Consider the following 25,878-nt stretch of genomic DNA (forward strand, 5'->3'; position numbering starts at 1 on the left):
GGTATCCATCGCAATCGTCGGATGCATGCGAAACGCTATCGGAGGGAAGAGAATTGTGCGGGCAGTGCTTGCGGTCGTCCAATCCCGCTGGACAGGGGGCGTATATAATTGCGCGATGCCCCGTAAGAATTCCCCTGAGCACGACCATGGCGTGATGGTGGAGGCCGGCAAGCCGGAGACCGCCCGCCCGCCGATGTACCAAGTGCTGCTGCTGAACGACGATTACACCCCGATGGAGTTCGTGGTGACCGTGTTACAGCAGTTTTTTGCCTTGGATCTGGAGCGGGCCACCCAGGTGATGCTGCATGTGCATACGCGCGGTCGCGGAGTGTGCGGCGTTTACACCCGAGAGGTGGCTGAATCCAAGGTGGCTCAGGTGAACGAGTTCTCGCGGATGAACCAGCACCCCCTGTTGTGTACGATGGAAAAAACCTGATAGTGCTAGGCGTCGGTCATCGGCCTGCTAGGACACACTAACGCGGTCTGAACACACTGATCCGATACGGTTGTGGTAATTCGCAACTCAAGCCAAATATTGTCGGCAATAGACGTCGGAGTGAATCATGTTCAGCAAAGATCTAGAGCAGACCATCGGCCAGTGTTACAAGCGCGCCAGGGAAGCCCGTCACGAATTCATGACGGTCGAACACCTGCTATTGGCTCTGCTCGATAATCCGTCTGCGCAAGCCGTGCTCAAGGCATGTGGAGCAGATGTCGATCGCCTGCGCAACGATCTGGAACAGGCCATCGACGCCTCGGTGGCGCGGTTGGCCGAAGATGACGGTCGCGATACCCAGCCGACGCTGGGGTTTCAGCGGGTTTTGCAGCGTGCGGTCTATCACGTGCAGTCCTCCGGCAAGAAAGAAGTGACTGGCGCCAACGTGTTGGTCGCGATCTTCGGCGAGAAGGACTCGCATGCGGTGTATTTCCTGAACCAGCAGGACATCACCCGGCTGGATATCGTCAATTACCTTTCGCACGGCATCGCCAAAATGGGCGAGGAAGGCGAACATGCCTCACCATCCGTCGACGGAGAAGCCAGGAGCGAGGTGGGCGAGGGCGAGCCCAAAGGAGATGCGTTGGCTGAGTTCGCCACGAATCTGAACGAACAGGCGCGCAACGGCCGGATCGATCCCCTCGTCGGTCGTGCCGACGAGATCGAACGCACCATCCAGGTGCTATGCCGCCGCCGCAAGAACAACCCGCTGTACGTGGGCGAGGCTGGCGTGGGCAAGACCGCTATCGCCGAGGGCTTGGCCAAGCGCATCGTCGAAGGCAGCGTGCCCGAGGTGCTGGCCGATGCGGTGATCTTTTCGCTGGACCTGGGCGCACTGGTCGCCGGTACCAAGTACCGCGGCGATTTCGAAAAACGCCTCAAGGGCGTGCTGAGTGCGTTGAAGAAGGTTCCCAATGCGGTGCTGTTCATCGACGAGATCCACACCATCATCGGTGCCGGCTCGGCATCCGGCGGCACCATGGATGCCTCCAACCTGATCAAGCCAGCGCTGTCCTCGGGCGAGTTGCGCTGCATCGGCTCGACCACCTTCCAGGAGTACCGCGGTATCTTCGAGAAGGACCGTGCGTTGGCTCGACGCTTCCAAAAGATCGACATCGTCGAGCCGACGGTGGGCGAAACCTTCGAGATTTTGCAGGGACTCAAGCCCAAATATGAGGCGCATCATGGTGTGATTTACGCCGATGAAGCGCTGCAGGCTGCCGTCGACCTGTCTGTCAAGCACATTGGCGACCGCCTGCTGCCGGACAAGGCGATCGACGTGATCGATGAGGCCGGGGCGCGGCAGCGGCTGCTGCCGGAAGGCCAGCGCAAGGAATTGATCGACATTGAGGAGATCGAAACCATCGTCGCCAAGATGGCGCGGATTCCGACCAAGCAGGTCAGCGCCACCGACAAGGACGTGCTGCAGCACCTGGAGCGCAACCTCAAGATGGTGATCTTCGGTCAAGATACGGCGATCGAGACCCTGGCGTCGTCGATCAAGCTGGCACGTTCGGGCCTGAGTAATCCGGAGAAGCCGATCGGCAATTTCCTGTTTGCTGGTCCCACTGGCGTCGGCAAGACCGAGGTGACCAAGCAACTGGCGCTGCAGTTGGGGATCGAACTGGTACGCTTCGACATGTCCGAGTACATGGAGCCGCATTCGATCAGCCGGCTGATCGGCGCGCCTCCAGGCTATGTTGGTTTCGACCAAGGGGGCCTGCTGACCGAGAAAATCGTCAAGACCCCGCATTGCGTGCTGTTGCTGGACGAGGTGGAGAAGGCGCATCCGGATATCTTCAACATCTTGCTGCAGGTCATGGACCGCGGCATGTTGACCGATACCAACGGACGCGAGGCCAACTTCAAGAACGTGATTCTGGTGATGACCACCAATGCCGGTGCGACCCAGGCCTCGCGGCGCTCGATCGGTTTCACTCAGCAGGATCACTCCACCGACGCGATGGAGATCATCCGCCGCAGCTTCACGCCGGAATTCCGCAATCGTCTGGACGCCGTTGTGCAGTTCGAAGCGTTGGCCTTCAACCATATCCTGCGCGTCGTCGATAAGTTCGTGATTGAGCTGGAGATGCTGTTGCAGGAAAAGCATGTCTCGTTGTCGGCCACACCAACCGCGCGCGATTGGCTGGCTCAGCACGGCTTCGACCCATTGATGGGTGCGCGCCCGATGGCACGACTGATTCAGGACAAGGTCAAGCGTCCATTGGCCGACGAGTTGCTGTTCGGCAAGCTGGTCAATGGCGGCCGCGTCACCATCGATGTCCGCGATGGCGAACTGGTGGTGGATACCCAGGCGGAACCGGAGCGTCTGCTGCCTGCGACAGTGGATTAAGGCAGGCCACGCCAGCGACCACGACGCAACGGCGGCAACAGGAAGCCCGTTGTCGCCCTGGTGCTATCACGTTTGCTTGATGTCGCAGACGCGAAAAGGCGGCCGCAGGCCGCCTCTTTTCGCTATCCGGGCCGCAGGGATTACTTCATGCGGTAGGTGATCCGTCCCTTGGTCAGGTCGTATGGCGTCATCTCGACCTTCACCCGGTCGCCGGTGAGGATGCGGATGTAATTCTTGCGCATGCGTCCGGAGATATGGGCGATGATTTCGTGCCCGTTCTCCAGTTTGACCCGGAAGGTGGTATTGGGCAACGTCTCGCTGACGGTGCCTTCGAATTCGATGGAGTCGTCTTTCGACATGTAATCCTGTGCGATTCGTGTGCGGCCAATGGCCTTAAGAGCGGGAATTCTACTCGCCCTGCCCGAGTCATGCAAAGTTTGCGTTAATCCTGCTCAAACGCGGGCGATGTCCATGACCGCCAGATCGCCGAACCGCTGGGTCCACGATATAGTTTCGGCGGATGCCGCGACGAGCGGTGCGATCTCGGCGAGAAATCGCGCACGCGGCCAGCACTCGGCACCCAGGCTGAGCAGGTGTGGATTTTCCACTTGCGCATCGATCAGCGGCCAGCCCCATTCGTGCAGACGCATCGCCAGTGCCGCCAGGGCCACCTTGGAGCCACCGCTGCGCGCGCTGAACATGCTCTCGCCGAAGAACATTCGCCCGCGCGCCACGCCATAGAGACCACCGACCAGTGCCGTGCCATCGAACACTTCCACCGAGTGGGCATGTCCGGCGCGGTGCAGGGTCACGTAGGCGTCGCGCATCTGCGCGGTGATCCAGGTGCCATCCTGGCCGGGGCGGGGCGTCTGCGCACAGGCGTCGATCACCTGCGCGAAGGCGGTGTCGGCACGGACGATCCAGGATGAATGCCGTAGTCCGCGCCGCAAGCGCGAGGACAGCCGCACCCCTTCGCTGCGGAACACCGTGCGCGGATCCGGGCTCCACCACAGGATGGGTTGGCCGTCGGAGTACCAGGGGAAAATGCCGTTCGCATAAGCGGCGAGCAGACGTGTCGGGGTCAGATCGCCACCGAGGGCGAGCAATCCGTCCGGATCGCGCAAGGCCCGTTCCGGCGGGGGGAACGGAGCGGTGGGGTCTGCTTCCAGCAGGACGGGAAGACGGCGCATCGTCAGTCGCCTGGCCGATCAGCTCAGCGGGTCATGGCGAAACGGCGAGGAGCGCTGCAGAGCCTGCGCCTGTTCGCGTACCGCTGCGCGTTCCTGCGCGCACCAGTCCGCCAGGGGGGCGCGGAACCCCGGATCGGCGATCCAGTGGCGGCTGCGGACCAGGCGTGGCAGAAAACCGCGGGCGATCTTGTGCTGTCCTTGTGCGCCGGGCTCGAAGCGGGTCAGTCCCTCGCGCAAGCAGTAGTCGATGCCTTGGTAGTAGCAGGTCTCGAAGTGCAAGCCAGGCAGAGGCGCGCCCCCCCAATAACGGCCGTACAAGGTGTCGCCGCCACGCAGGCAAATAGCTCCGGCCACCGGAATATCTTCATAAATTGCTAGGAATATCAGAAAATTACGAGGAATTTCTCGTGCAAGATGTGAGAAAAAGTCGAGTGTCAGTGCCGGGGAGTTGCCGTAGTCCTCGAAGGTGCGTAGATAGAATCCATGCATGGCCTGCAGATCGGCGCTCGTGGCCTCGTCGCCATGCATGACGCGGAACTCGATCCCGGCGCGCTGCACCTTGGCCCGCTCCTGGCGGATATTTTTACGGTGTTTGTGGTCCATCGCGCCCAGGTAGTCGTCGAATCCAGTCCAGCCGGCGTCGTTGTGCCATTGATACTGCACGTCGTGGCGCGCCAGCCAGTCCTCGCCGAACGCAGGGTCTTCCTCGGCGCAATGAAAGTTCACGTGCGCCGAGGACAGGCCGCTGCTTGCGGTCAGTGCCTGCATCGTCTCCAGCAGTTCTTGCTGCGTTAGTGCGTCGTGCGCCAGCAGCCGCGGCCCGGTGACCGGCGAGTAAGGCACGGCGCACAGCCATTTCGGAAAATAGTCCTGGCCGTAGCGCGCGTAGGCGTGTGCCCAGGCATGGTCGAACACGAATTCGCCGTGCGAGTTGCTCTTCAGATAACCGGGCGCGGCCGCGACCAGGGTGTCGCCGTCCCACAGGGTGAGATGCAGCGGACTCCAGCCCCAGTCCGGGCGCAGGCAGCCGTACCGCTCCAGTCCTTGAAGGAACGCATGCGTGACGAACGGGTTGCGACCGTCGTGCAGGGCATCCCAGGCGGCCGCAGGCAGCGCGTCGAGCTGGCGTAACCAGCGCACCCGGCTCATGGCGATGGCCCTTGCGGTGGCTCTCTTCGTCGCAAGGGCAATGAGATGCGGGCGCGCAGCAGTGCGGCCGCATCCTGCCGCACTCGGCCAGCGCGCAGCGCCGACTCAGGCACTCTTGTCCAGATAGCGCTCGGCGTCCAGCGCGGCCATGCAACCGAAGCCGGCGGAGGTGATCGCCTGGCGATAGTGCTGGTCGGCGACGTCGCCGGCGGCGAAGACGCCCGGCACCGAGGTTTCGGTGGCGCCGCCCCCCAGGCCTGAGCGGATTTCCAGATAGCCGTTGTGCATCGTCAGTTGGCCGTCGAACAACTGGGTGTTCGGATGATGGCCGATGGCGACGAAGAAGCCCTGGGCCTGCAGTTCACGTGTGCTGCCGTCGATGACGGACTTCACCCGCACACCGGTGACCCCGGCGTCGTTACCGAGGACTTCGTCCACCGCATGGTGCCAGACGGTTTCGATCTTGCCTGCGGCGACTTTGGCGAACAGCTTGTCCTGCATGATCTTTTCCGCGCGCAGGGTGTCGCGGCGATGCACTAGGTAGACTTTGCGGGCGATGTTGGACAGGTACAGTGCTTCTTCCACGGCGGTGTTGCCGCCGCCGACCACGACCACGTCCTGGTCCTTGTAGAAGAACCCATCGCAGGTGGCGCAGGCGGATACGCCACGGCCCTTGAACGCCTCTTCCGAAGGGATCCCCAGGTACTTGGCGGTGGCGCCGGTGGCGATGATCAGCGCGTCGCAGGTGTAGTCGCCGCTGTCGCCGCTGAGCCGGAACGGACGCTGCGATAGGTCGGCGGTGTGGATGTGGTCGAAGATCACTTCGGTGTCGAAGCGCTCGGCATGTGCCTGCATCCGCGCCATCAGGTCTGGTCCCATCAGGCCGTGGGCGTCGCCCGGCCAGTTGTCCACTTCGGTCGTGGTCATCAATTGGCCGCCTTGCTGCAGGCCGGTGATGACCACCGGCTTGAGGTTGGCGCGTGCGGCGTAGACCGCGGCGGTCCAGCCGGCTGGGCCGGAACCTAGGATCAGGAGGCGGGAATGCTTGGCAGAATGGGCGGCAGAAGGGCTCATGTATACTCGCGGACAGGGTGAAATGGCGGCGGAATCGTGGCACTGCACCAACTCCGGCGATCGTCCATAGAGTGGCGGCCGGTCTCGGACGAATCAAGCTGCGCTGTGGAAACGCTGCGGCATGGAACGTCATGGCGCCGGCGCTTGCGGTCGCGTGCGTGTTCCCCGATCTCCAACGGTTACATCGCGCTCGGTAGGGAAGGGCGGCTCAGAAGAGCGCTGCTGAAATTCTGGGTAGAGTCGTTTACTATCAAATACTAACGGTATATTTCTAAGGTCTGGTTATAGCGTGGCGAAGCAGGTTCCGGAACGCGGTAAATCCCAGGGCGGCAATGCGGCGGCACGCAAGCAGGCCGCCGCGCCCAACCCGCGTCGGCAGAAGCTATGGCGCGATCTGGCACTGATCGCAATCGCGCCATTGTTGCTGTATCTGCTGGCCAGCTTGGCGACATATTCAGTCGCCGATCCGGGGTGGTCGCACACCGGCAGCGTGGTCGCGCCGGTCCATAACATGGGCGGTAAGTTTGGCGCCTGGATCGCCGACATGTTGTTGCAACTGTTCGGCTATGTGGCATTCCTGTTGCCTGTGGTGATCGGTGCGATTTCCTGGATCGCGCTGTTCGGCATGGACCACGATGGCGATGGCGAGGCCGACCTGGGTCCTGCGTTACGCCTGGTGGGCATCGTCGGGTTGATGATCGCCGCGACCGGACTGCTGCACCTGCGCTTGTTCGCGGGCGACGTCGGCGTGGCTGGCGGCATCCTTGGCAAGCTGGTTGGCAATTCGCTGGCGGCGGGTTTCGGTGCGCTCGGCGCCAACCTGTTCGTGCTGGTTCTGCTGTTGGTCTCGATCACCCTGGCCACCGGCCTGTCTTGGTTCGCCCTGATGGAGCGTATCGGCAAAGCGGTGATGACGCTGCCGGCGCTGGCTCGGCGTGGCACCCAGCAGGCCAACGAATGGCAGCAGACCCGCGCCTTGCGCGAGGAGCGCGAGGAGGTCCGCAAGGTCGACGCGGTGCAGCGCGCCAAGCGCGAGCCGGTCAAGATCGAGCCGCCACCGACACCAGTGGTGGAGAAAAGCGATCGCGCCAAGCGCGAGCAGCAGATTCCCCTGTTCTATGGGACCGGCGGCGATGCCTCGGGCCTGCCGCCGCTGGCCTTGCTGGACGATCCAAAACCCCAGGCCAAGGGTTATTCCGAGGAGACTCTGGAAACCCTGTCACGGCAAATCGAGTTCAAGCTCAAGGACTTCCGTATCGATGCACAGGTGGTCGGCGCCTATCCAGGGCCGGTGATTACCCGCTTCGAGATCGAACCGGCGGCAGGGATCAAGGTTAGCCAGATCAGTTCTCTGGATAAGGACATTGCCCGTGGTCTGTCGGTGAAGTCGGTCCGCGTGGTCGACGTGATTCCGGGCAAGTCGGTGATCGGCCTGGAAATTCCCAACGTCAGCCGCGAGATGATCTACCTCAGCGAATTGTTGCGCTCCAAGGAGTACGACAAGTCGACCAGTCCGCTGACTCTGGCGTTGGGCAAGGACATCGCGGGGCGCCCGACGGTGGCGGACCTGGCGCGCATGCCGCACCTGCTGGTCGCCGGTACTACCGGCTCGGGCAAGTCGGTGGCGGTGAATGCGATGGTGCTGAGCCTGCTGTACAAGGCATCGGCCAAGGAACTGCGGATGCTGATGATCGACCCCAAGATGCTCGAACTGAGCGTCTACCAGGGCATTCCGCACCTGCTGGCACCGGTGGTGACCGATATGAAGGAGGCCGCCAACGGCCTGCGCTGGTGCGTGGCGGAGATGGAGCGCCGCTACAAGCTGATGAGCGCGGTCGGGGTACGCAACCTGGCCGGCTTCAACAAGAAGGTCAAGGATGCCGAGGACGCCGGGCAGCCGTTGATGGATCCGCTGTTCAAACCCAATCCGGATCTGGCCGAGGCGCCGCGTCCGCTGGAGACGCTGCCGTTCATCGTCATCTTCATCGACGAATTTGCCGACATGATGATGATCGTCGGCAAGAAGGTCGAGGAGTTGATCGCGCGCCTGGCGCAGAAGGCGCGTGCGGCCGGCATCCATCTGATCCTGGCCACTCAGCGTCCATCGGTGGATGTGATTACCGGCCTGATCAAGGCCAATATCCCGACCCGGATCGCCTTCCAGGTCAGTTCCAAGATCGACTCGCGCACCATCCTCGACCAGTCCGGTGCCGAAACCCTGCTCGGCCACGGCGACATGTTGTACCTGCCGCCGGGCACGGCGATGCCGGACCGAGTGCATGGCGCCTTCGTCAGCGACGAGGAGGTGCATCGGGTGGTCGAGCACCTCAAGGCCAGTGGCCCGGTCGACTACATCGAAGGCGTGCTCGACGAAGTCCAGACCATGGGTGACGGCACCGTGGTCGGCGCGACCGGCTTGCCCGAAAGCAGTGCAAGCGGCGGCGACGAATCCGACCCGTTGTACGACGAAGCGCTGCGCATCGTCACCGAGACCCGGCGCGCTTCGATCTCCGGCGTGCAGCGGCGGCTGAAGATCGGCTACAACCGCGCCGCGCGGCTGATCGAGGCGATGGAAGCGGCCGGCGTGGTCAGCCCGCCCGAACATAACGGCGATCGCAGTGTGCTGGCGCCTCCACCGCCGAAGTGAACCGCGCGACGTTGATTGTGTCGGGCCCTGGCAAGGGAGCGTGGCAGACCCCTGGTGTCCCTATCGGCCGACGCACGATGTTCGTGCAGCTCAACGAGCAAAACCGCAAGCGCATCGAGGAGTCGATCATTGCCTTCTCCGCTTTCAATGGTAGTGGCGAACTGGAATTGCAGGGCACGCCGCAAGACCTGAGTCGGCCATCCGGAGATGTCTACCGCTTTCTGCACAGCGAGACCTATCGGCTGACCTTTCCGGACAGTGTGCCGATCATTGCGATTCCCGCCGACATTCGGTTCCGTAACGCCGCTGGTGAATACACCGCGAACTGGGTTTGCCAGGGGCAGACTGTGATCGCCACGCAATGCAGACCGAACACTGAGCGACTCGACGCCGTCTGATCGCCGATTCAGCACGCGTGCGTCACACTTCGCATTCTCCGTTCGGAAATCGATCCGTATGCTTCGCACACTCCGCTATACCGTCCTCGCCACCGCCTTGTTGGCCAGCACCGCCTACGCTGGTGCACGCGAGGATCTAACGGCTTTCACCCATGGACTCAAAGGCTTGGATGGCCAATTTGCACAGAAGGTCTACGACGGCAAAGGCACGCTGAAGGAGAGTTCCAGTGGCCGCCTCGCCCTGTCGGCACCGCGTCTGTTCCGTTGGGAGTACCGCAAGCCGTATAGCCAATTGATCGTGGCCGATGGCAGCAAGGTGTGGGTCTACGATCCGGACCTGAAGCAGGCGACGGTGCGCACCCAGGGGGCCGAGGAACAAAATAGCCCGCTGACTGCGCTGATCGACCCGGGCAAGCTCGATCGTCAGTACGACGTCAGCGAGGAGGCGGTGGCGCGCGATGGCCTACAGTGGTTGACCATGACCCCGAAGGTTGGCACCGAGGCCAACTTCCAGTTGGCCAAGCTAGGTTTCGACGGCAAAGGTCTGGCCCGGATGGAGGTGGTCGACCCGGTCGGCCAGCGCACCGAGATCAGCTTCAGTGGCTGGGAGCGCAACCCGCGCTTTACCGCGGGCACCTTTCGCTACGTCCCGGAAAAGGACGTGGACGTGGTTGGTGACCGCTGAGGCGTGTCGCGCCCCGTGACTGGCATGCGGGGCGTTTGTTAGCCACTCTTAGAGTACCTAACAAAACGACTGCGTCGCTGTCGGAGGGGGCGGGCAGTGCTCGGAATCCTCATGTGCCGCTTGTACGCTGCGGTTCCTGCGCGTTGTCCGCGCCACTGTGACGTTTTGCTAGCCACTTTTAGTCGCAACATGTCTGTACTTCGATGCTGACGTGTCCCAACGTCGCCATGTCGTGCAGGCGCGCGTGATAGAACGCGACGGGCCGTGGCCGATGCGTCACCAACGACACGATCGCCGCGTGTTGCCCAGGGCCGATCCGCCACACGTGCAGGTCGGCGATGCGTTCGTCGTCCTGTTCCAGGCGTTCGCGGATCTGCGCTTGCAGCGCGTTCGGCGCCGACGCGTCCAACAGTACGGCGCTGGTATCGCGCAGTAGTCCCAGCGACCAGCGCGCGATGACGATGGCGCCGACGATGCCCATCAGCGCGTCAGTCCACTGCCAGCCCAGGTACTTGGCCAACAATAGGGCGATGATCGCCATCACCGAGGTCAGCGCATCGGCCAGCACATGCACGTAGGCCGAGCGCAGATTGTGGTCGGCATGCGCGTGCGTGCCATGGCCTGTGGCGCCGTGCGCTGCAGCGTGATGCGCGTGGTCGTGATGGCGATCGTCGTGCCCGTCGTGGGAATGCCGTTGATCGTGATGACCATGATGATGGCCATGCGCATGATCGTGGTGGTGATCGGCGCCCAGCATCCAGGCGCTGAGCAGGTTCACCAGCAGGCCCAGCGCGGCGATCCACAGGGCTTCGTCGTAAGCGATCTGCACCGGCTGCGCCAAGCGCAGCGCCGACTCCACGCCGATGCCGAGCGCGATCAATGCCAGGATCAGTGCGCTGGAAAACCCGGCCAGATCGCCGACCTTGCCGGTGCCGAAGGTAAAGCGCGGATTGTTCCGGTGCCGGAGCGCGAACCAGTAGGCGAAGCCCGCCAGCGACAGTGCACCGGCGTGGGTGGCCATGTGCAGGCCGTCGGCCAATAGCGCCATCGAGCCGGTCCACCAGCCGGCCACGATTTCCACACACATCATCGCGGCGGTCAGCGCCACCACCGCCCAGGTGCGGCGCGCATTGCGCTCGTGGCGCGCGCCGAGGAAATTGTGCGAATGCGTGAATGCATCCAGGGTGCGGTGGTGGCTCATGGCGGGACTCGCTAGGCAGTGTGACCTGGGCGATTGTAGCCGCATGCCGTCGCTGCAGCGGTCGCGGCGATAGAATGCCCACGTGACCAAGCGCAAACGTCTCGCCTCCGATATTCCTGATCTGCTGCGCGTCGATCGTGAAGCGATGCGACCGCTGGCCGAGCGCATGCGCCCGCAGACGCTCGAGGAGATGGTCGGACAGAAGCGTCTGTTGACGCCATCCAGCGCGCTGCGTCGCGCGGTTACCGCCGGGCGTGTGCACTCGATGATCCTGTGGGGGCCGCCCGGTTGCGGCAAGACCACGTTGGCTTTGTTGCTGGCACAGTATGCCGATGCAGAATTCAAGGCGATCTCGGCGGTACTCTCCGGCTTGCCGGACGTGCGGCTGGTGCTGGCCGAGGCCGCACAGCGTTTCGCCGATGGGCGGCGCACGGTGCTGTTTGTCGATGAGGTGCACCGTTTCAACAAGGCGCAGCAGGACGCGTTTTTGCCTCACATCGAGCGCGGCAACATCCTGTTCGTCGGCGCCACGACAGAGAATCCCTCGTTCGAGCTGAATTCGGCGCTGTTGTCGCGCTGCCGCGTGCATGTGCTGGAAGCGGTGTCGCCTCAGGACATCGTCGAGGCCTTACAGCGTGCATTGCACGATGCTGAACGTGGATTGGGGGCTGAGCAGATCCAGGTGTCCGATGCGGCCTTGTTGGAGATCGCCAGTGCCGCCGACGGCGACGTGCGGCGCGCATTGACGCTTCTGGAAATCGCCGCCGAGCTGGCTCAGGACGAGGGTGGCGAAATCACGGCGCAGACCTTGCAGCAGGTGTTGGCCGATCGCACCCGCCGCTTCGACAAGGGCGGCGAACAGTTCTACGACCAGATTTCGGCGTTGCACAAATCGGTGCGCAGTTCCAACCCGGATGCGGCGCTGTACTGGTTGACGCGCATGCTCGATGGCGGTTGCGATCCGGCCTATCTGGCGCGGCGGCTGACGCGCATGGCGATCGAGGACATCGGTCTGGCCGACCCGCGCGCGCAGTCGATGGCGCTGGAAGCCTGGGATATTTATGAGCGTCTGGGGAGCCCGGAAGGCGAACTGGCGTTCGCGCAACTGGTGCTCTATCTGGCTAGCACCGCAAAGTCCAATGCGGGCTACGCCGCGTTCAATCAGGCCAAGGCGGAAGTGCGCGAGAGCGGGACGCAGGAGGTGCCGTTGCACCTGCGCAACGCGCCGACCAAGTTGATGAAACACTTGGGCTACGGTGCGGAATATCAATACGACCACGACGCCGAAGGCGGCATCGCCCTGGACCAGACCGGGTTTCCCGACGCGATGGGCGAGCGCGTGTACTACCGGCCGGTGCCGCGCGGGCTGGAGATCAAGCTCAAGGACAAGCTCGACCGGCTGCGCGCCGCGCGCGAACAAGCGCGTGCGGAGAAGGCTAAGCCGCCACGCAGTTGACCCAAGCTGTGCGCCGGTTGCTCTGGTGCCGCTCGCATCGGTAGATCTTGCGTGGCTGCGGCTGGACACGCGACCGGCCGTCTTCCATACTGCGCCGCAGGAGATGGCGTTCCTCCTTTAACCACCGTGCGATCCGCATGGTTGATGACGCCTACAGCCGCCCGATCAGGTCGGGGCTGTAGGCGTGCGCGTCCACATCCCTCGCTTCGGTCGGTCCGATCCATTCGTGCGGAGACCACCGATGCCTCTATTCCAACGTCCCGAACAGTTCGATGTCGTGCCTCATCTGGGCAAATGGTTGTTCATCTCCAGTGTCGTGGGGGTGATGGCAGGCAGCGCCTCGGCCTTCTTCCTGTTTTCCCTCGACCACGCCACAGCCTGGCGCGAAGCGCACCATTGGGCGATCTGGCTGTTGCCAGTGGCCGGATTCGGCGTCGGCTTGGTCTATCACCTGTTGGGCAAGGTGGTCGATGGCGGCAACAACCTGATCATCGAGGAAATCCATGACCCGAAACAGGTCGTGCCGTTGCGCATGGCACCGCTGGTGCTGGGCGGCACCGTGGTTTCGCACCTGTTCGGCGCCTCGGTGGGGCGCGAGGGGACGGCGGTGCAGATGGGCGCAGCATTGGCCGACCAACTCACCCACGTATTGCGCATGCGGCGTCAGGACCGGCGTATCCTGTTGATGGCGGGTATCAGCGCTGGTTTCGCATCGGTATTCGGGACGCCGTTGGCGGGCGCGGTGTTCGGCCTGGAAGTGCTGGCGATCGGGCGCATGCGCTACGACGCGCTGTTCCCCTGCATCCTCGCCGCACTCATCGCCGATCAGACATGCTTGGCCTGGGGCGTGCATCACACGCCATACGCGATAGGTCAGAGCGTGCCGGTGAGTGTCGGCAGCGTCATATCCGTGGTCGCCGCAGGCATCGTGTTCGGCCTGATTGGCATGCTGTTTGCCACTGCCACGCATCGGTTTGGCGCTGTGGTCAAACGCGCGATCGGATACGCGCCGTTGCGGCCGGCCATCGGCGGCATCGTGATCGCCACGGCGGTCTGGATATTGGACGCCTACCACTATGTCGGCCTTGGCATTCCTGACATCGTGCGCTCTTTTCAGCAGCCGTTACCGTCGTGGGATTTCTTCGGCAAATTCGTATTCACGGTGATGTCGTTGGGCACCGGCTTCAAGGGCGGGGAGGTCACGCCGTTGTTCTATATCGGTGCGACGCTCGGCAACGCGCTGGCGCCGCTGTTGCATCTGCCATTTTCGCTGTTGGCCGGCATCGGCTTCGTTGCGGTCTTTTCCGGCGCCGCTAATACGCCGATCGCCACCACGCTCATGGCGATGGAGTTGTTCGGCGCCGACATCGGTCCATTGGCGGCCATTGGCTGCGTCACCGCCTATCTGTTTTCCGGCCACACCGGCATCTACCATTCCCAACGCGTGGGACATGGCAAATATCGACGCGGTGAGCAGGTTGTGAAGATCGCCGGCCTGACTTCCCGACTGCGTCGCATTGTGCAGTGGCAGGAAACGCCGCCATCGTCGCAGACGCAGGAGAGCAACGATGAGCGCATGCAATGAGCGTTGCAGTGCGACGGCACAGCGTCTGCCGCATCTTCATCGGGAGATGACCGGCATGCGCCTATCCATAAGTTGTGGATGGCGATCTGTTCAAGGCAGTTCTCAGTGCCGACTCACGCGCGGTAGTGAGTCGCCTGGCACGCTCACTGATTGAGCGTGCGGGGCGGGAGTGCTGTCGTGCTGGCCCGCGCCTCGGCGATGGTGATCTTCTGCGCCACTGCCGCACGCAATGGCGTAGCGTCCGGCAGCAGACGTTGTAGTTGGCGCCAGTAAGCTGCGGCTTGCGCGTAGTGTTGTTGCTGAAATTCGGCGATGCCCAGCATCCATAGTGCGCGCTGGTTGTCCGGTTGCAGTGCCAGGACCCGTTCGAGCCTGTCGCGTGCCGCCGTGACGATAGCGAAATCAGGGCGTTGTGCCATGTCCGCTTCGACCCAGCCGAGCAAGGCCTCGATGTTGTCCGGGGCGAGCTGCAAGGCCTGCGCATAGGCCTGTTCTGCGTCGGCGTGGCGTTGCGCCTGTTGTGCGTCCCAACCTTGTTGCAGCAGGATTGGCAGCGCCTTCCCAATAGGCTCGGTCAGGGCAGGCGCTGCCGGTTGCAGCGGTACGCCAGCCAGTGCGGTGGGATCGCCGACATGCCAGTACACAATGGCGCCAAGCATGGGCAAGGCGATGATCAGCAAGGCGGCGATCGCATAGTGCGGACGCATGCCCTCGCGACGGGCCAGCAACGGACGCAATACGGTGAGCAGGGCAATTCCGAGCATTACCGCCACCGTCAGCACGAAACTCGCGATCACCAGCCATCCTCCGCTTCCGGCTCCGCCGCGATGGCATCAGGGCCACGGCCACGCTGTCGCAGTGTCGCCACGACCAGGCCGCCGCCTCCAATCAACAAAAGTGCCGGCCCGAACCACAGCAGCCAAGTCGTTGGTGCCAGCGGCGGGTCGTACAACACGAAGGCGGAATAACGCGCCACCATGTATTGTTTGATCTGCGCATCGCTACGCCCGGCTTGCAACTGTGCGAATACTTGATGGCGCAGGTCGCGTGCCAGGGGCGCGTCGGAGTCGGCCAGGTTTTCGTTCTGGCAGACCAGACAGCGCAGTTGCGTGGTCAGCCGCTGAAAGCGTTGTTCCTGCGCGTGATCCTTGAATGGCAACGGATCCACCGCCTGAGCGATGGCCGGCAGACTGCAGACGAGCCACAGCAGCAGCATCAGGTGCCAGCGGATGCGATGAAACTTGCGGATAGGAAAGATGCTCATCGCCGCCCGTCGGTCAGCGCCGCGATCGCCGGGCGCAGTTCTTCGGCGAGCACCGTCTGCGTCAGTATGCCGACATGCTTGTAGCGGACTACGCCATGGGCGTCGATCAGGAAGGTCTCTGGTGCGCCGTAGACGCCGAGGTCGATCGCGCGCTGACCGTCCTCGTCCACCAGCACCAGCGCATACGGGTTACCGCGTTGCGCAAGCCAGGCCGCTGTGTCGCGTGGATTGTCCTTGTAGGCGTATCCGATCAGGGGCACGCTCAGGGTGGGTGCCTGCGCCATCAGCAGCGGATGCTCCTCGCTGCAGGCTATGCACCAACTGCCGAAGACGTTGAGCAGATATGGACGACCGCGTAACGCAGCGCTGCCGCTTTTTTCAGTTGGATGGTCCAGGCGCGGCAGCGAAAACGCCGGCACTGGCTTGCCGAGCAATGGCGATGGTAGTTCGCGTGGATCGTGGGTGCGGCTCCACCACAACCCGACCCCGAACAGCACCGCCAACAGTAGGAAGCCGAGCAACGGCAACACACGGCTCATGGTGTCGCTCCCATCGCATGTGCTGTGTCGGTCGCGCTGGGTGGCGCGGCGGCTTCATCAGGCCGTGCACGCAGCCGGCGCGCGCTGGCGCTGACGAAGCCACCGAGCATCATCAGCAAGCCGCCGGCCCAGATCCAGCGGATGCAGGGCTTGTCGTACAGGCGCACGGTCCAGCCGTATTCGATGTGTTGGTCGTCCAGCGGTTCGCCCAGGGCGACATAGAGATCGCGCAGGATGCCGGCGTCGATGGCCGCCTCGGTCTGGATTCGTTCGCTGCTGTACAAGCGCTTTTGCGGATGCAGCACCGCCACCGTGGTGCCATCGTGCAGCACGGTCAGCGTGCCTTGTTCGGCTTTCCAGTTGGGGCCGTCGAGCAGATGCACGCCATCGAAGCGGAAATCGTAGGCGCCGATGCGGGTGCTTTGTCCTGGATCCAGGCGCACGTCGCGCTCTACCGATAGACTTTCCGACAGCAACACGCCAGCGACGAATACCGCCACACCGACATGGGCCAGCAGCATGCCTGCCATCTCTGCCGGAAAGCGGCGGCCGCGCGGTGCATCGCGCCAGCGGGTGTAGGCATACAGTGCGGTCCCCACGCCGACCCATGCTGCCGCTGCGACGCCTGCGACCGCACGCAAGGTGCCGGCCGTCAGCAGCCAGGCCAGCAGTGCGCAGCTCAGGGCGGCCAGGCCGGCGCGTGCGGCGACCGCGCGCAGCGCGCCGGGTTCGGTGCGGCCCCAGCGCAGATAAGGACCGAATGGCAATAGCAGGATCACTGGTAGCATCAGCAGCGGGAATAGCAGGCCGAAGTAGGGCGGACCTACCGAGATCTTGCCCAGCCGCAGCACCTCGCCGAGCAGCGGGAACAAGGTGCCGAGCAAGACCATCGCCGCGGCCACGCTCAACATCAGATTGCCGACTAGAATCGCGGTTTCCCGCGACAGCGCGGTAAACGGTTTGCCTGCCGCCAGTCGCGGCGCGCGCAGTGCGTACAGCAACAGCGATCCGCCGACCGCCAGCACCAGGAAACCGAGAATGTACAGGCCGCGACGTGGATCTGCGGCGAAGGCGTGGACCGAGGTCAGCACGCCGGAGCGGACCAGAAAGGTGCCCAGCAGCGACAACGAGAATGCCAGGATCGACAGAAGTAAGGTCCAGGCACCGAGTGCACCGCGCTTTTCGGTCACCGCCTGGGTATGGATCAGCGCCGCGCCGACCAGCCATGGCATGAAACTGGCGTTTTCCACCGGGTCCCAGAACCACCAGCCGCCCCAACCGAGTTCGGCATAGGCCCACCAACTGCCGGCGACGATGCCGGCAGTGAGGAAGCCCCAGGCGACGTTGGTCCAAGGCCGCGCCCAGCGCACCCAGGCTTGCTGCTGTTCTCCGCCCAGTAGCGCGGCGATGGCGAAGGCAAAGGCGACCGAGAAACCGACATAGCCGGTGTAGAGCACTGGTGGGTGAAACACCATGCCGGGGTCTTGAAGCACCGGATTGAGCTCGCTGCCATCGCGTGGCATCGGCGAGAGTCGCGCGAAGGGGTTGGAGGTGAACAGGACGAAGGCCAGGAAGCCGCTGGAGACCAGGCCCAACACGCCGAGCACACGCGCGGCGAAGGCTTCCGGCAGGTGTCGCCCGCTCCATGCCAGCGTCACCGTCCACAGGTTGAGGATGGCGATCCACAGTAACAGCGAGCCCTCGTGCGCCCCCCATACCGCCGCCAGACGGTAGTACCAGGGCTGCGCTAGATTGGCGTTGGCGGCGACGTAGCGCACCGAGAAATCCAGGCTTAGCAGCGCATACGCGAGCAGCGCGAAGGCCAGCCAAGCGAACCCGGCCTGGGCATAGGCCGCTGGCCGTGCCACTGCCATCCAGGCTCGCTCGCCGCGCCAGGCGCCGAGCAGTGGCAGCACGCTTTGCGCAAGCGCCAACAGCAATGCCAGGATCAACGCGCACTGGCCCAGTTCGGCACTCATCGCGGCACCTCTGCCTTGCTGTAGACGCCGTGCACGGCCATGGTCAGGCTCATGGGTGCGGGGGCGTCACGCTGGCGCCCGTGTGCGAGCGGGTGGCGTGCGCTTGGGCCATGGCGTCTTTCAGTTCTTGAGGCATGTAGGTCTCGTCGTGCTTGGCCAGCACTTCGGTCGCAACGAAACGCGCGCCTTGCATCGAACCGGTGGCGATCACGGCTTGGTTATCGCGGAACAGGTCTGGCAGGATGCCGGTATAGGCAACGGCGGTGGCGCCGGCTTTGTCGATGACAGTGAAATCTACGCGCAGGGAATCGGCGCTGCGTCGGATCGAGCCGGCCTTGACCATGCCGCCGAGACGGAACACACGATAGCCCTTCGCTGCACCGTTCTGTACCTGGCTGGGGGTGAACAGGTAGCTGATATTGTGCTGCAGGGCCAGCACGAACAGTCCGGTTGCCAGGGTTGTCGCGCCCAGCAATAACAGGATCAGCAGCAAGCGGCGTTTACGGGTTGGATTCATCGTGTTGCCAGTTGCCAGTGGAGACGCCGCGTGCGCGGCGTGCGTGTTCGCGTATGACGTACGCGCGTGCGGTGGCGAGCAAGCGCCGTTGCCGCCAGCGCGGCAGCACATAGTCCACCAGTAGCACGAGCAGTGCCAGTGCGTAGGCGGTCCACACATAAACGGCGTAGCCGCCCATGGCCCAAAAGCCGCTGTTCATCGCGCATGCCCCGCCGGCATCGAAATGGCTACCTGCGCATTGGCCGGGAGCCGTGACGACGGTTGTGCGGCCATGGCGATCGTGCGGACCCAGGCTTTCCCGCACTCCAGCGCCAATAGATCGGTACGCATGCGTTCGAGCAGGCTCGCCAGGTAGTAGCACTTGCTGGCCAGTACTGCGGTCAACAGTGGCCAGAGCATGGACAAGGGCATCGTTGAGGGGCCGAGGACGCGCACCGTGGAGCCTTGGTGCAAGGTGTTCCACCACACCACGGAGAAATGCACGATCGGCAGATTGAGTAGCCCGACCAGCGCCAGCAGCGCCGCGGCGCGCGCGCCTTGACGTGGGTCGTCGATGGCGCGGTGCAGGCCGATCACGCCCAGATACAAGAACAGCAGCACCAGTTCAGAGGTCAGCCGCGCATCCCAGGTCCACCATGTACCCCACATGGGTTTGCCCCACAGCGAGCCGGTGCACAGGGTGATGAGGGTGAATGCCGCGCCGATCGGGGCCGAGGCCATACACGCCACTTCCGCCAGCTTGATCCGCCACACCAGCGCGATGAATCCGCTCACGCCCATTGCGGCGTAGACGAACAGGCTCATCCAGGCACAAGGCACGTGTACGAAGATGATGCGATAGGCGTCGTGTTGTTGGTAATCCGGCGGCGCCAGCACCAGCCCGCCGTAGAACGCGACCGCGCCAAGCGCGACGGCCGCGCCGAGGCTCCAAGGTCGCACGCGACCGGCCACACGGAAAAAGGTAGGCGGTGAAGCCAACCGGTGCAACCATGTTGGAATCCACGAGGTCATGGAACAGCACTCACTGAGTCGTGTGACGGATGCCGGGCAGGGCCTGCACCGCTGCCGCCGCGTTTATTTGCAGCATGCCATCGCGTTGCTGGCTGGTACGCAGGAGTAAGTCATGCACGTTGTGTGCATTCAGATGCGGCGATAGCGCCAGCAGCAACGCGACCACGCCACTGACATGCGCGGTGGCCATCGACGATCCAGAGGTGAAGTCGTAGCCGCCGTCGGGTTGGGTGGTGAGGATGTCTTGCCCGGGTGCGCTCAGCACCCCAGCGGGTGCCGGCGTTGTCGCACTGCTGCGGACCACGATGACTCCGGGCGTGTTGTCGGGAAAGCCGTTCATGCGTCCGTCCGGCGGCATCGCCGCGACCACGATGCGGCCCTGTCGGAGCAGTTGTTCCAGCAGTTTGCGCAGCAGTGGGTCGGCGGGTCCGCCGAGGCTCAGGTTGACGATGCGTGCGGGGGTGTCGCCGATCGCTACCAGCGCCTTGGCCAGAGTGAAGGAGTTGCAGCCAGCACCAGCGCCGGGTTGTTGCGGATACCAGCAGGCCTTGTACACGTCCAGCATTGCCTTGGGCGCGATGCCGACGATGCCCAGATGGTTGTTGCTTCCGGCGCCGATGATGCCGGCCACCTCGGTGCCATGGGGGTCGCGGTCGAACGCAGTGGGGTCGGCGGCCACCAGATCGCGCACGATGCGCAAGCGTCCACGCAGGTCTGGATGGGCGGTGTCCGCGCCGGTGTCGACGATCGCCACCTCCACGTCCTGGCCTTGACTCCATACCTGCGCGGCGGCGGCGTTGGTGGCGACGAAGCCACGTTGCATGTCCACGTAGGGATCGTTGTAGTGCAGCGCCTGCACCGAGGAGGCGGGCCTCGGTGCAGGCGTAGACGTAGTCGCAGGTGCCTCTGCGCTGGGATCTGCATAGGTACCGAATTCCTGCAGTGGCTGCGACAGCGCGACGCGCTCGTCCTTGGCCAGTTGTGCGAGCAGTGACGCACGGTCGCTGCCGGGTGCAGGCTCCAGCACCACGCAGTAAAGCCCCAGCGACTTGATCGGCCAGCCGGCGACCTGACGCAGGCCGTAACGGCGATTCAATGCCTCCAACGTGGCGACCGCCTGGGTGCCGGCGCCGTAGTAGCGCGCGGAAGCGTAGCCGAGCAGATCCGAGCCAGCATGGCGGCTCGGCGCGGCCATCGGGTTGGCCACGGCAAGGACGATCTGGCGCTGGCTGTCCAATGTCGGTGAGGGGTCCTGATACGGCAGTCTGGCACTGCTGGCGTCGCCCGTGGTGGCGAGCGCGTCGGGTGATCTGTGGGCGCAAGCGCCGAGAATCAGGCAGGCGGTAAGCAGGCTGACGAGACGTATGCGGATGATCATGGCGCGGAAATCGGCTCCGCTAAACGGATGCGGTTGCTGGCCCGCAATTGCTGCACATTACGCTGCGTCTGTGCCGCAGGGCCTGCCTGCACGGGTACCACCGTATAGCCGCCGGCGCCATTGGGGCCGGCGACCACATACAACTGTAGCTTGTGCAGCAGGGCGTCCCAGTCGGCCATGGTCATGCGTGCGTCCGGCACCACCCGGATCGCACCCGTGGCCGGTGGCGGCGCGGTATCGCTGAGGGTACGGTAGACGGTGCCGTGGTCGTGATCGGCCGACAATCTGAAGCCAAGCACGCCCAGACCGACAGCCTGCAGTAGCGCCGCCGCGACCAGTGCCCGTGTGGTCCAGCTAGAGCGCGGGCGCAGTGGACCCTGTTGGGGGAAGGGTGCATCCAACTGTTGGAGCAGTCGCTGTAGTCCGGCTTCGGCATCCACTGGTACATCGCTGGGCAGCGACATCGCCATGCGCAAGCGGCTCTGCTGCGCGAACTCGGTGCTGCAAAAACGGCACTTCGCCAAGTGTGCCACCAACCATTCGTTCTGTTCTTCCGTGGCACTGCCCTGCAGCACCCACGGCATGAGATCCCAGGCATGTGCGCATTCGTTACCTGGCTCGTTGAAGCCTGTTTTCATGATGCGCTCCCCGTTAGCGCTGAGGTGTCGCCGGCCAATCCTGGCAACACATTGCGAAGCTTGACCCGGGCATGGAAGAGCCGGGCCTTGATGGTGCCCACCGGGCACTGCATGATCGCCGCCACTTCTTCCAGCTTGTGGCCCAGGCCGTACACCAGTTCCACCACCAGGCGCTGATCGGTCGATAGACGTTCCAGCCCTTTGCCTAGCCAGTCGCGTAGTTCGCGGTCTTCGTCCGGATCCGCCGCGGTGACGTGGTCCTCGGCGTTGGCGTCGTCGTCAATGGCGTCATCGCTGTGGTGGCGGATCGCCTTGAGTCCGCAGCGGTAGGCGATGCCCATGATCCAGGTCGAGACCTGCGAGTCGCCGCGAAAATCGCGGGCTTTTTGCCACACGATCCAGAAGCAATCGTTGATGGCTTCTTCGATGATGTCCGGGCGCCGGGTCAACCGCGATAGGAACCGACACAGGCGCCCATGGTAGGCGCGATATAGACGAGCCAGCGCATCGCGGTCGCTGGCCACCATGCGCTGGAGCAGCATACGGTCAGTGACATCGCCGAGTAGATCGTTGTCGTTCATGGGGGAGGACTTGGCAACGGGCACGCGTATGTGCCGGAGTGGGAGGGAAAGGTTGCACCGGAATCAGAAACAGCGGGACACGCTGGCCACCCAGGGCCATATGCCCCGGCCAGGGTAGCCGGTACGGGAGTTGCTGAACACGCGCTCCAGTTCCACGTTCCAGTGGCCGGTGGTGTAGATCAGCCCGGCGTGTCCGTAGTGGTAGTGTGATGCGTATTTCAGTCCATACATGGCCGGTGGAGCCTGGCTGATACCGATCCCTGCCGACAACGATAGCGCCCCGATCAATGGCTGATGTGCGGTGAGGTCGGTTGCGCCGTACCAGCGCGGGCGCAGGCCACTGTCGGGCATCTGGAATGCGGCCAGGGAAATACTGAGGCGGTCGCGGTAGTTCCAGCCGAGGCTGGCCTCGTTGCGGTTGAACAGCCGGTTGATGCGATCGGTGGGATAGCTGTAGCGCAGAACCTCCGCCTGCATCTGCCAATCATCGGACAGGGTCCAGCTGCGTGACAGGCTAGCGGCGACCATCAGGACTTTACCCGGTGCGTTCAACGCGGAACTGGCCGATACGTTCACCGACCAGCCTGGAGAGGGCAGCCAGAACAGCGTGCCTTGGAGCACCGGGGTGTCGCGGGTCAGCGCAATGCCGCGATCGACCAGTTGCGAACTGAGCCCAGCGGCACCGCCGAAATCGCTTGCAGTGGCCACGTCCGATATCGATGTGGCCGCGACGCTCAGCGCCAGTAGAGGTCCAGCGGTCCTAAGGGGCCTTGCCGGCCAGCGTCCCATGAGCGGGGTGACCACCCGCAAGAGCCTGTTCAGCATGCGTGAGCAGGCCTACGGCGATGTGGGATGAGGACGACGGTCGAGGTAAAAACGTTAACGGAAACAGGACAGGGGTGCACGGGGTGGGGGGCTCGATGCTCGCAGGTCAGGGCTCCCGCCTGGCACGGCACGATGGCCGGCCAAGCCGGCTCCCGAATATGACCTGATCGCGCAGCGACTTCAATGCAGGCTGTGGAGATAGGTGATCAACTCTTGCAATTGTTTGTCGTCGTCGAGTCCGTCGTACTTCATCTTGGTCCCGGGCATTGCCTTGGACGCCGGCTGTGACAAGTAGCTGTGCAGCTTCTCGTCGCTCCAGGTCCACTGGCTCTGCTTCATGGCGTCTGAGTAGTTGAAGTCCGGCACGCTGCCGGCACGGCGTCCGGCGACTCCGAACAGGCTGGGGCCTTTCTTGTTCTTGCCTGCCGTGGCGCTGTGGCATTCGGCGCACTCGCTGGCGAACACGCCTTTACCGGGCAGGTCGCCGGCGGCATGTGCGGCGGGTACAAGGGCAAGGCTCAGCGGCAACAGACTGACGATCAGGGTGCGCCACAGCGGGAAGGTGTTGACGGGTTTCATGATGGATGAGGTTCTGGGCATGGGGGAAATCAGAAGGCAAGGCTCAGCGACACGGAGAACTGGTTGAGGTCACCCGGGCGGGTGGGTGGCAGCGCCCCGAAAATATTACCGGTGGTGCCGTTGAACTTGCTGAAACGGAACCAGCTTGCCGACAGGCGCAGGTTGGAGATCGAAGAGAACGAATCGTCCTTACCGAACGGCGCCCAATACGCAACGATCAGGTTGCTGGTGGTGTCCGGCGCACCATACGGGCGATAGCGGAACGGATCGTTCGAGCCGGTGTTGATGAAGTGCGCCAGCAGCACGCCGTAGGTTTGCCGGTAGGCGTAACTGAGGCTGATCGATTGGTCATGGATACTGGCGCGGCGTGCGCTGGTCAGGCCGGGTGTGTTCGGGTCGATCAGCGTACTGCCGTAGCGGCGGCGCTCGTAGATGTCGAGATAGCCGAGTTTGAGGACGTGTTCGCGGGTACCCAGGAACTGGTAGTTCAGGTCGTAGCCCAGGTCGGTGAAGTCGTCGCGCGGGCCGGTGCTGCGCGGCAATTGGCGCTGAGTGGTGAGGGCGACGACGCCAGCGGAGAAAAACTGTTTCTTCAAATCCTTCATGTAGCTCAGACGCAGGTAGCCGGTATCGCTGAGCTTGCCTGGATCCCCTCCGATGCTGTAGCCCAGGTCGTCCTGGGTAGACACGGGCAGGGCGGTGTAGGTGCCGACCTCGCCGTACCAATTGTTATCGTAGAGGCCGTAGACACTGGTGCCGATCACGCGGTGCGACAAGGAAGACTGGTTGAGCAGGCTGGTCGAACTGGCGTATGCGGATGCCGGGCCGAGACCGGAGGCATTGGGAAGCATGCCGATCGGATCCTGGGCGCCGGGATTGTTGTTGACGGTCACGCCCAGCACCGCCTCCTTGCCGCCGACCTGGAAACGCTTGGCGATGGCGCGCAAATCCAGGTTGTCCAGCCTGGTGGTGTACTTGTTATTGCCGTTGTTGGTGGTGCTGACCTTGGCGTAGCCGCCGATGTTGTCGGTGATGCGGCCGGCCAGATACAGGTTGGCTGTGCTGAAGCGCGCAGGGCTTGGGCCGTGCTTGGGCACGCTTTGGGTGGCGGTGAGTTCCGCCGAGACCGGGATCTTGGTGCCGTTGCCGTCGGTGTCGGTGTAGCCGCTCATCTTGAAGCGAATGCCGTATGGCGTCAGTGCCGGACCATAGGAGCCGATGTGGCAGTCCGCGCACGACGAGCCTGTCTGCCGCGCGAAGGCGGGGACCGCTGCCGCACGCGGGCTTAGCATCAGTAACAGCGAGCCGAGCGCCGACCACAGCAATATCTGCTCGGCGCCGCGTGTCCTGTCGTGACGGGAGAAGGAAAAGACGGACGGGACGTAAGGCATGCGATAGGTCCTTGGGCTGGTCGGTTCGGTGACGGGCTAGGGAAGAGAGCAGGAAAATACGGAATTCAATGTCGGCGCAGGAACGGCAACATGCGTCTTAGTACCTCGTCGCGGCGGACGAAGTGGTGCCACAGCGCCGCGCCGATATGCAGCACGATCAGCCCCAGCAACCCCCAGGCAGCATATAAGTGCCATGCGCCCAAGGTATCGGCCAAATCAGGATCCGCTGCGACAAATGTGGGCAGCGTCGCACCGAATATGTGTACCGGCTTGTCCAGCGCTTGGCTCAGACCAATACCCAGCACCGGCAGAGCCATCAACAGCGCGTACAGGGCGATATGCGTCAGTGTCGCCAAGGCGCGTATCAGCGCCGAGCCGACCGCGAAATCGTGCCTGCGGCCGAGCCGCAGGCGCACTGCCACGCGCAGGCAGAACAGTCCGAGGACGAACAGGCCGAAGTGGCGGTGACCTTCCAATAGCCATTGGCGCAGTGTTCGCCCATCGACCTCTTCGCGCAGCAGGATCAGGCCGGCCGCCAACACCAGGCACAGCACGGTGAGCCAGTGCAGCCATACCATCGGGCTCGGCAAGGCGGCGGAGGGCGCAAGCGTTGGGCGAGCGTGGGAAGCCGTTTCGGCATCGGCCTGCGGGGGGGAAGTCATGGCCTTTCGCTTTGGTCCTAGTGAGGCGATGCGTGGGGCAGTGGCATGAAGCGGGGCGCCGCTGCAGCGGTTGTCCTGTATGAGTGTCGGGGGGGCGGCAAAAGGTTGTCTGGTCGCGATGAGATTTCCGCAATTGTCTTGTCGGCAACCTTTCCGTAGGCCTGTGGCACTTAATGAAGGTCTGAACAAGTCTGCTCAAATGTAGGACACTGTCGATCCGCCACCAAGCAGTCCCCGCGGTGACGCAGCTGACCTTCTCTGATGTCGAGTATGCGGGCAA

Annotated in this window: 26 protein-coding genes, 1 pseudogene and 1 riboswitch; of the genes and pseudogenes, 8 read left to right on the forward strand and 19 right to left on the reverse strand. The window is 63.6% G+C overall.

Features of this window, described 5'->3' with window-relative positions; translation table 11 throughout:
- Positions 1-115: 115 nt before the first annotated feature.
- Together clpS and clpA are read left to right on the forward strand one after the other, a co-directional pair.
- Positions 116-436 (forward strand): ATP-dependent Clp protease adapter ClpS, encoded by a 321-nt coding sequence (gene clpS, locus XaFJ1_RS06875; protein ID WP_045756821.1) that lies wholly within the window; start codon positions 116-118, stop codon positions 434-436.
- A gap of 127 nt (positions 437-563) precedes the next feature.
- Positions 564-2,849, forward strand: a complete 2,286-nt coding sequence (gene clpA / locus XaFJ1_RS06880; protein WP_012915956.1) for an ATP-dependent Clp protease ATP-binding subunit ClpA — start codon at positions 564-566, stop codon at positions 2,847-2,849.
- A 140-nt stretch (positions 2,850-2,989) separates the two neighbouring features.
- On the opposite strand, the gene infA is transcribed toward clpA, so the two are convergent.
- From infA to trxB, 4 genes are all read right to left on the reverse strand, one after another.
- On the reverse strand, positions 2,990-3,208 hold the full coding sequence (gene infA, locus XaFJ1_RS06885) for a translation initiation factor IF-1 (protein WP_004425677.1): 219 nt from the start codon (positions 3,206-3,208) through the stop codon (positions 2,990-2,992).
- 93 nt (positions 3,209-3,301) lie between these two features.
- Positions 3,302-4,039 carry a leucyl/phenylalanyl-tRNA--protein transferase gene (gene aat, locus XaFJ1_RS06890; RefSeq protein ID WP_012915957.1) on the reverse strand — a complete coding sequence of 246 codons (738 nt, stop codon included), beginning with the start codon at positions 4,037-4,039 and terminating at the stop codon, positions 3,302-3,304.
- 18 nt (positions 4,040-4,057) lie between these two features.
- On the reverse strand, positions 4,058-5,188 hold the full coding sequence (locus XaFJ1_RS06895) for a GNAT family N-acetyltransferase (RefSeq protein ID WP_012915958.1): 1,131 nt from the start codon (positions 5,186-5,188) through the stop codon (positions 4,058-4,060).
- 105 nt (positions 5,189-5,293) lie between these two features.
- Complete coding sequence (trxB, locus tag XaFJ1_RS06900) at positions 5,294-6,262, reverse strand: thioredoxin-disulfide reductase (protein ID WP_045756822.1); 969 nt, start codon at positions 6,260-6,262, stop codon at positions 5,294-5,296.
- A gap of 289 nt (positions 6,263-6,551) precedes the next feature.
- Between trxB and XaFJ1_RS06905 the strand changes: the two genes are divergently transcribed.
- The 3 genes and pseudogenes from XaFJ1_RS06905 to lolA all read left to right on the forward strand — a co-directional run bounded on the left by XaFJ1_RS06905 (position 6,552) and on the right by lolA (position 9,992).
- A complete protein-coding gene (locus XaFJ1_RS06905; RefSeq protein ID WP_012915960.1) occupies positions 6,552-8,909 on the forward strand; it encodes a DNA translocase FtsK in 2,358 nt (785 codons plus the stop codon).
- A gap of 62 nt (positions 8,910-8,971) precedes the next feature.
- A pseudogene (locus XaFJ1_RS06910) lies at positions 8,972-9,265 on the forward strand (transglutaminase); the annotation flags it as partial.
- Positions 9,266-9,365: 100 nt separating this feature from the next.
- Entirely contained in the window at positions 9,366-9,992 is a 627-nt protein-coding gene (lolA, locus tag XaFJ1_RS06915; RefSeq protein WP_012915962.1) for an outer membrane lipoprotein periplasmic chaperone LolA, read from the forward strand.
- A gap of 178 nt (positions 9,993-10,170) precedes the next feature.
- On the opposite strand, the gene dmeF is transcribed toward lolA, so the two are convergent.
- Positions 10,171-11,193: a CDF family Co(II)/Ni(II) efflux transporter DmeF gene (gene dmeF, locus XaFJ1_RS06920; protein ID WP_012915963.1), complete on the reverse strand. Its 1,023-nt coding sequence runs from the start codon at positions 11,191-11,193 to the stop codon at positions 10,171-10,173.
- Positions 11,194-11,275: 82 nt separating this feature from the next.
- Here dmeF and XaFJ1_RS06925 point away from each other — a divergent pair, with 82 nt between their 5' ends.
- Positions 11,276-12,649: a replication-associated recombination protein A gene (locus tag XaFJ1_RS06925; RefSeq protein WP_012915964.1), complete on the forward strand. Its 1,374-nt coding sequence runs from the start codon at positions 11,276-11,278 to the stop codon at positions 12,647-12,649.
- A gap of 90 nt (positions 12,650-12,739) precedes the next feature.
- Positions 12,740-12,810, forward strand: a riboswitch (Fluoride riboswitch).
- Between the two features lie 80 nt (positions 12,811-12,890).
- On the forward strand, positions 12,891-14,234 hold the full coding sequence (locus XaFJ1_RS06930) for a voltage-gated chloride channel family protein (protein ID WP_012915965.1): 1,344 nt from the start codon (positions 12,891-12,893) through the stop codon (positions 14,232-14,234).
- A 143-nt stretch (positions 14,235-14,377) separates the two neighbouring features.
- Here XaFJ1_RS06930 and XaFJ1_RS06935 read toward each other — a convergent pair whose 3' ends face one another.
- From XaFJ1_RS06935 to XaFJ1_RS06985, 11 genes are all read right to left on the reverse strand, one after another.
- A complete protein-coding gene (locus XaFJ1_RS06935; protein WP_045756823.1) occupies positions 14,378-15,034 on the reverse strand; it encodes a tetratricopeptide repeat protein in 657 nt (218 codons plus the stop codon).
- Positions 15,028-15,498 carry a cytochrome c-type biogenesis protein gene (locus tag XaFJ1_RS06940; RefSeq protein WP_012915967.1) on the reverse strand — a complete coding sequence of 157 codons (471 nt, stop codon included), beginning with the start codon at positions 15,496-15,498 and terminating at the stop codon, positions 15,028-15,030. The genes XaFJ1_RS06935 and XaFJ1_RS06940 overlap by 7 nt, the downstream gene beginning before the upstream one ends.
- Positions 15,495-16,037 carry a DsbE family thiol:disulfide interchange protein gene (locus XaFJ1_RS06945; protein WP_012915968.1) on the reverse strand — a complete coding sequence of 181 codons (543 nt, stop codon included), beginning with the start codon at positions 16,035-16,037 and terminating at the stop codon, positions 15,495-15,497. Before XaFJ1_RS06945 ends, XaFJ1_RS06940 begins: the two co-directional genes overlap by 4 nt.
- Positions 16,034-18,016, reverse strand: a complete 1,983-nt coding sequence (locus XaFJ1_RS06950) for a heme lyase CcmF/NrfE family subunit (protein ID WP_012915969.1) — start codon at positions 18,014-18,016, stop codon at positions 16,034-16,036. The genes XaFJ1_RS06945 and XaFJ1_RS06950 overlap by 4 nt, the downstream gene beginning before the upstream one ends.
- A gap of 49 nt (positions 18,017-18,065) precedes the next feature.
- Positions 18,066-18,533, reverse strand: a complete 468-nt coding sequence (gene ccmE, locus XaFJ1_RS06955) for a cytochrome c maturation protein CcmE (protein ID WP_012915970.1) — start codon at positions 18,531-18,533, stop codon at positions 18,066-18,068.
- Positions 18,517-18,732, reverse strand: a complete 216-nt coding sequence (ccmD, locus tag XaFJ1_RS06960; RefSeq protein WP_012915971.1) for a heme exporter protein CcmD — start codon at positions 18,730-18,732, stop codon at positions 18,517-18,519. The genes ccmE and ccmD overlap by 17 nt, the downstream gene beginning before the upstream one ends.
- The gene (ccmC, locus tag XaFJ1_RS06965) at positions 18,729-19,544 is read right to left on the reverse strand and encodes a heme ABC transporter permease CcmC (protein WP_012915972.1); all 816 of its coding nucleotides are present in this window, start codon (positions 19,542-19,544) and stop codon (positions 18,729-18,731) included. The genes ccmD and ccmC overlap by 4 nt, the downstream gene beginning before the upstream one ends.
- Before the next feature lie 10 nt (positions 19,545-19,554).
- On the reverse strand, positions 19,555-20,919 hold the full coding sequence (locus XaFJ1_RS06970; protein WP_045757252.1) for a S8 family serine peptidase: 1,365 nt from the start codon (positions 20,917-20,919) through the stop codon (positions 19,555-19,557).
- Positions 20,919-21,560 (reverse strand): hypothetical protein, encoded by a 642-nt coding sequence (locus XaFJ1_RS06975; RefSeq protein ID WP_012915974.1) that lies wholly within the window; start codon positions 21,558-21,560, stop codon positions 20,919-20,921. The genes XaFJ1_RS06970 and XaFJ1_RS06975 overlap by 1 nt, the downstream gene beginning before the upstream one ends.
- Positions 21,557-22,141, reverse strand: a complete 585-nt coding sequence (locus tag XaFJ1_RS06980) for an RNA polymerase sigma factor (protein ID WP_012915975.1) — start codon at positions 22,139-22,141, stop codon at positions 21,557-21,559. Before XaFJ1_RS06980 ends, XaFJ1_RS06975 begins: the two co-directional genes overlap by 4 nt.
- Positions 22,142-22,204: 63 nt before the next feature.
- The gene (locus tag XaFJ1_RS06985) at positions 22,205-22,849 is read right to left on the reverse strand and encodes a TorF family putative porin (protein ID WP_230596725.1); all 645 of its coding nucleotides are present in this window, start codon (positions 22,847-22,849) and stop codon (positions 22,205-22,207) included.
- Here XaFJ1_RS06985 and XaFJ1_RS15795 point away from each other — a divergent pair.
- A complete protein-coding gene (locus tag XaFJ1_RS15795; protein ID WP_162596415.1) occupies positions 22,842-22,997 on the forward strand; it encodes a hypothetical protein in 156 nt (51 codons plus the stop codon). The two genes, XaFJ1_RS06985 and XaFJ1_RS15795, sit on opposite strands and share 8 nt — an antisense overlap.
- 149 nt (positions 22,998-23,146) lie before the next feature.
- On the opposite strand, the gene XaFJ1_RS06990 is transcribed toward XaFJ1_RS15795, so the two are convergent.
- The 3 genes from XaFJ1_RS06990 to XaFJ1_RS07000 all read right to left on the reverse strand — a co-directional run bounded on the left by XaFJ1_RS06990 (position 23,147) and on the right by XaFJ1_RS07000 (position 25,514).
- A complete protein-coding gene (locus XaFJ1_RS06990; RefSeq protein WP_012915977.1) occupies positions 23,147-23,545 on the reverse strand; it encodes a c-type cytochrome in 399 nt (132 codons plus the stop codon).
- 29 nt (positions 23,546-23,574) lie between these two features.
- Positions 23,575-24,936: a hypothetical protein gene (locus XaFJ1_RS06995; RefSeq protein WP_012915978.1), complete on the reverse strand. Its 1,362-nt coding sequence runs from the start codon at positions 24,934-24,936 to the stop codon at positions 23,575-23,577.
- 65 nt (positions 24,937-25,001) lie between these two features.
- Entirely contained in the window at positions 25,002-25,514 is a 513-nt protein-coding gene (locus tag XaFJ1_RS07000; protein WP_045756825.1) for a cytochrome b, read from the reverse strand.
- Positions 25,515-25,878: the final 364 nt, after the last annotated feature.

The organism is Xanthomonas albilineans, assembly GCF_009931595.1.
In the GTDB taxonomy this organism is placed as follows: Bacteria; Pseudomonadota; Gammaproteobacteria; order Xanthomonadales; family Xanthomonadaceae; genus Xanthomonas_A; species Xanthomonas_A albilineans.

Bases quoted from the DNA above. Each gene is read 5' to 3' on its own strand.
- ccmE (WP_012915970.1), bottom strand. From the start codon at position 18,533: ATGAATCCAACCCGTAAACGCCGCTTGCTGCTGATCCTGTTATTGCTG.
- XaFJ1_RS06990 (WP_012915977.1), bottom strand. From the start codon at position 23,545: ATGAAACCCGTCAACACCTTCCCGCTGTGGCGCACCCTGATCGTCAGT.
- XaFJ1_RS06930 (WP_012915965.1), top strand. From the start codon at position 12,891: ATGCCTCTATTCCAACGTCCCGAACAGTTCGATGTCGTGCCTCATCTG.
- XaFJ1_RS06980 (WP_012915975.1), bottom strand. From the start codon at position 22,141: ATGAACGACAACGATCTACTCGGCGATGTCACTGACCGTATGCTGCTC.
- dmeF (WP_012915963.1), bottom strand. From the start codon at position 11,193: ATGAGCCACCACCGCACCCTGGATGCATTCACGCATTCGCACAATTTC.
- XaFJ1_RS06895 (WP_012915958.1), bottom strand. From the start codon at position 5,188: ATGAGCCGGGTGCGCTGGTTACGCCAGCTCGACGCGCTGCCTGCGGCC.
- ccmC (WP_012915972.1), bottom strand. From the start codon at position 19,544: ATGACCTCGTGGATTCCAACATGGTTGCACCGGTTGGCTTCACCGCCT.
- ccmD (WP_012915971.1), bottom strand. From the start codon at position 18,732: ATGAACAGCGGCTTTTGGGCCATGGGCGGCTACGCCGTTTATGTGTGG.
- XaFJ1_RS06975 (WP_012915974.1), bottom strand. From the start codon at position 21,560: ATGAAAACAGGCTTCAACGAGCCAGGTAACGAATGCGCACATGCCTGG.
- XaFJ1_RS06940 (WP_012915967.1), bottom strand. From the start codon at position 15,498: ATGAGCATCTTTCCTATCCGCAAGTTTCATCGCATCCGCTGGCACCTG.
- lolA (WP_012915962.1), top strand. From the start codon at position 9,366: ATGCTTCGCACACTCCGCTATACCGTCCTCGCCACCGCCTTGTTGGCC.
- trxB (WP_045756822.1), bottom strand. From the start codon at position 6,262: ATGAGCCCTTCTGCCGCCCATTCTGCCAAGCATTCCCGCCTCCTGATC.
- infA (WP_004425677.1), bottom strand. From the start codon at position 3,208: ATGTCGAAAGACGACTCCATCGAATTCGAAGGCACCGTCAGCGAGACG.
- XaFJ1_RS06950 (WP_012915969.1), bottom strand. From the start codon at position 18,016: ATGAGTGCCGAACTGGGCCAGTGCGCGTTGATCCTGGCATTGCTGTTG.
- XaFJ1_RS06945 (WP_012915968.1), bottom strand. From the start codon at position 16,037: ATGAGCCGTGTGTTGCCGTTGCTCGGCTTCCTACTGTTGGCGGTGCTG.
- aat (WP_012915957.1), bottom strand. From the start codon at position 4,039: ATGCGCCGTCTTCCCGTCCTGCTGGAAGCAGACCCCACCGCTCCGTTC.
- XaFJ1_RS06995 (WP_012915978.1), bottom strand. From the start codon at position 24,936: ATGCCTTACGTCCCGTCCGTCTTTTCCTTCTCCCGTCACGACAGGACA.
- XaFJ1_RS07000 (WP_045756825.1), bottom strand. From the start codon at position 25,514: ATGGTATGGCTGCACTGGCTCACCGTGCTGTGCCTGGTGTTGGCGGCC.
- clpA (WP_012915956.1), top strand. From the start codon at position 564: ATGTTCAGCAAAGATCTAGAGCAGACCATCGGCCAGTGTTACAAGCGC.
- clpS (WP_045756821.1), top strand. From the start codon at position 116: ATGCCCCGTAAGAATTCCCCTGAGCACGACCATGGCGTGATGGTGGAG.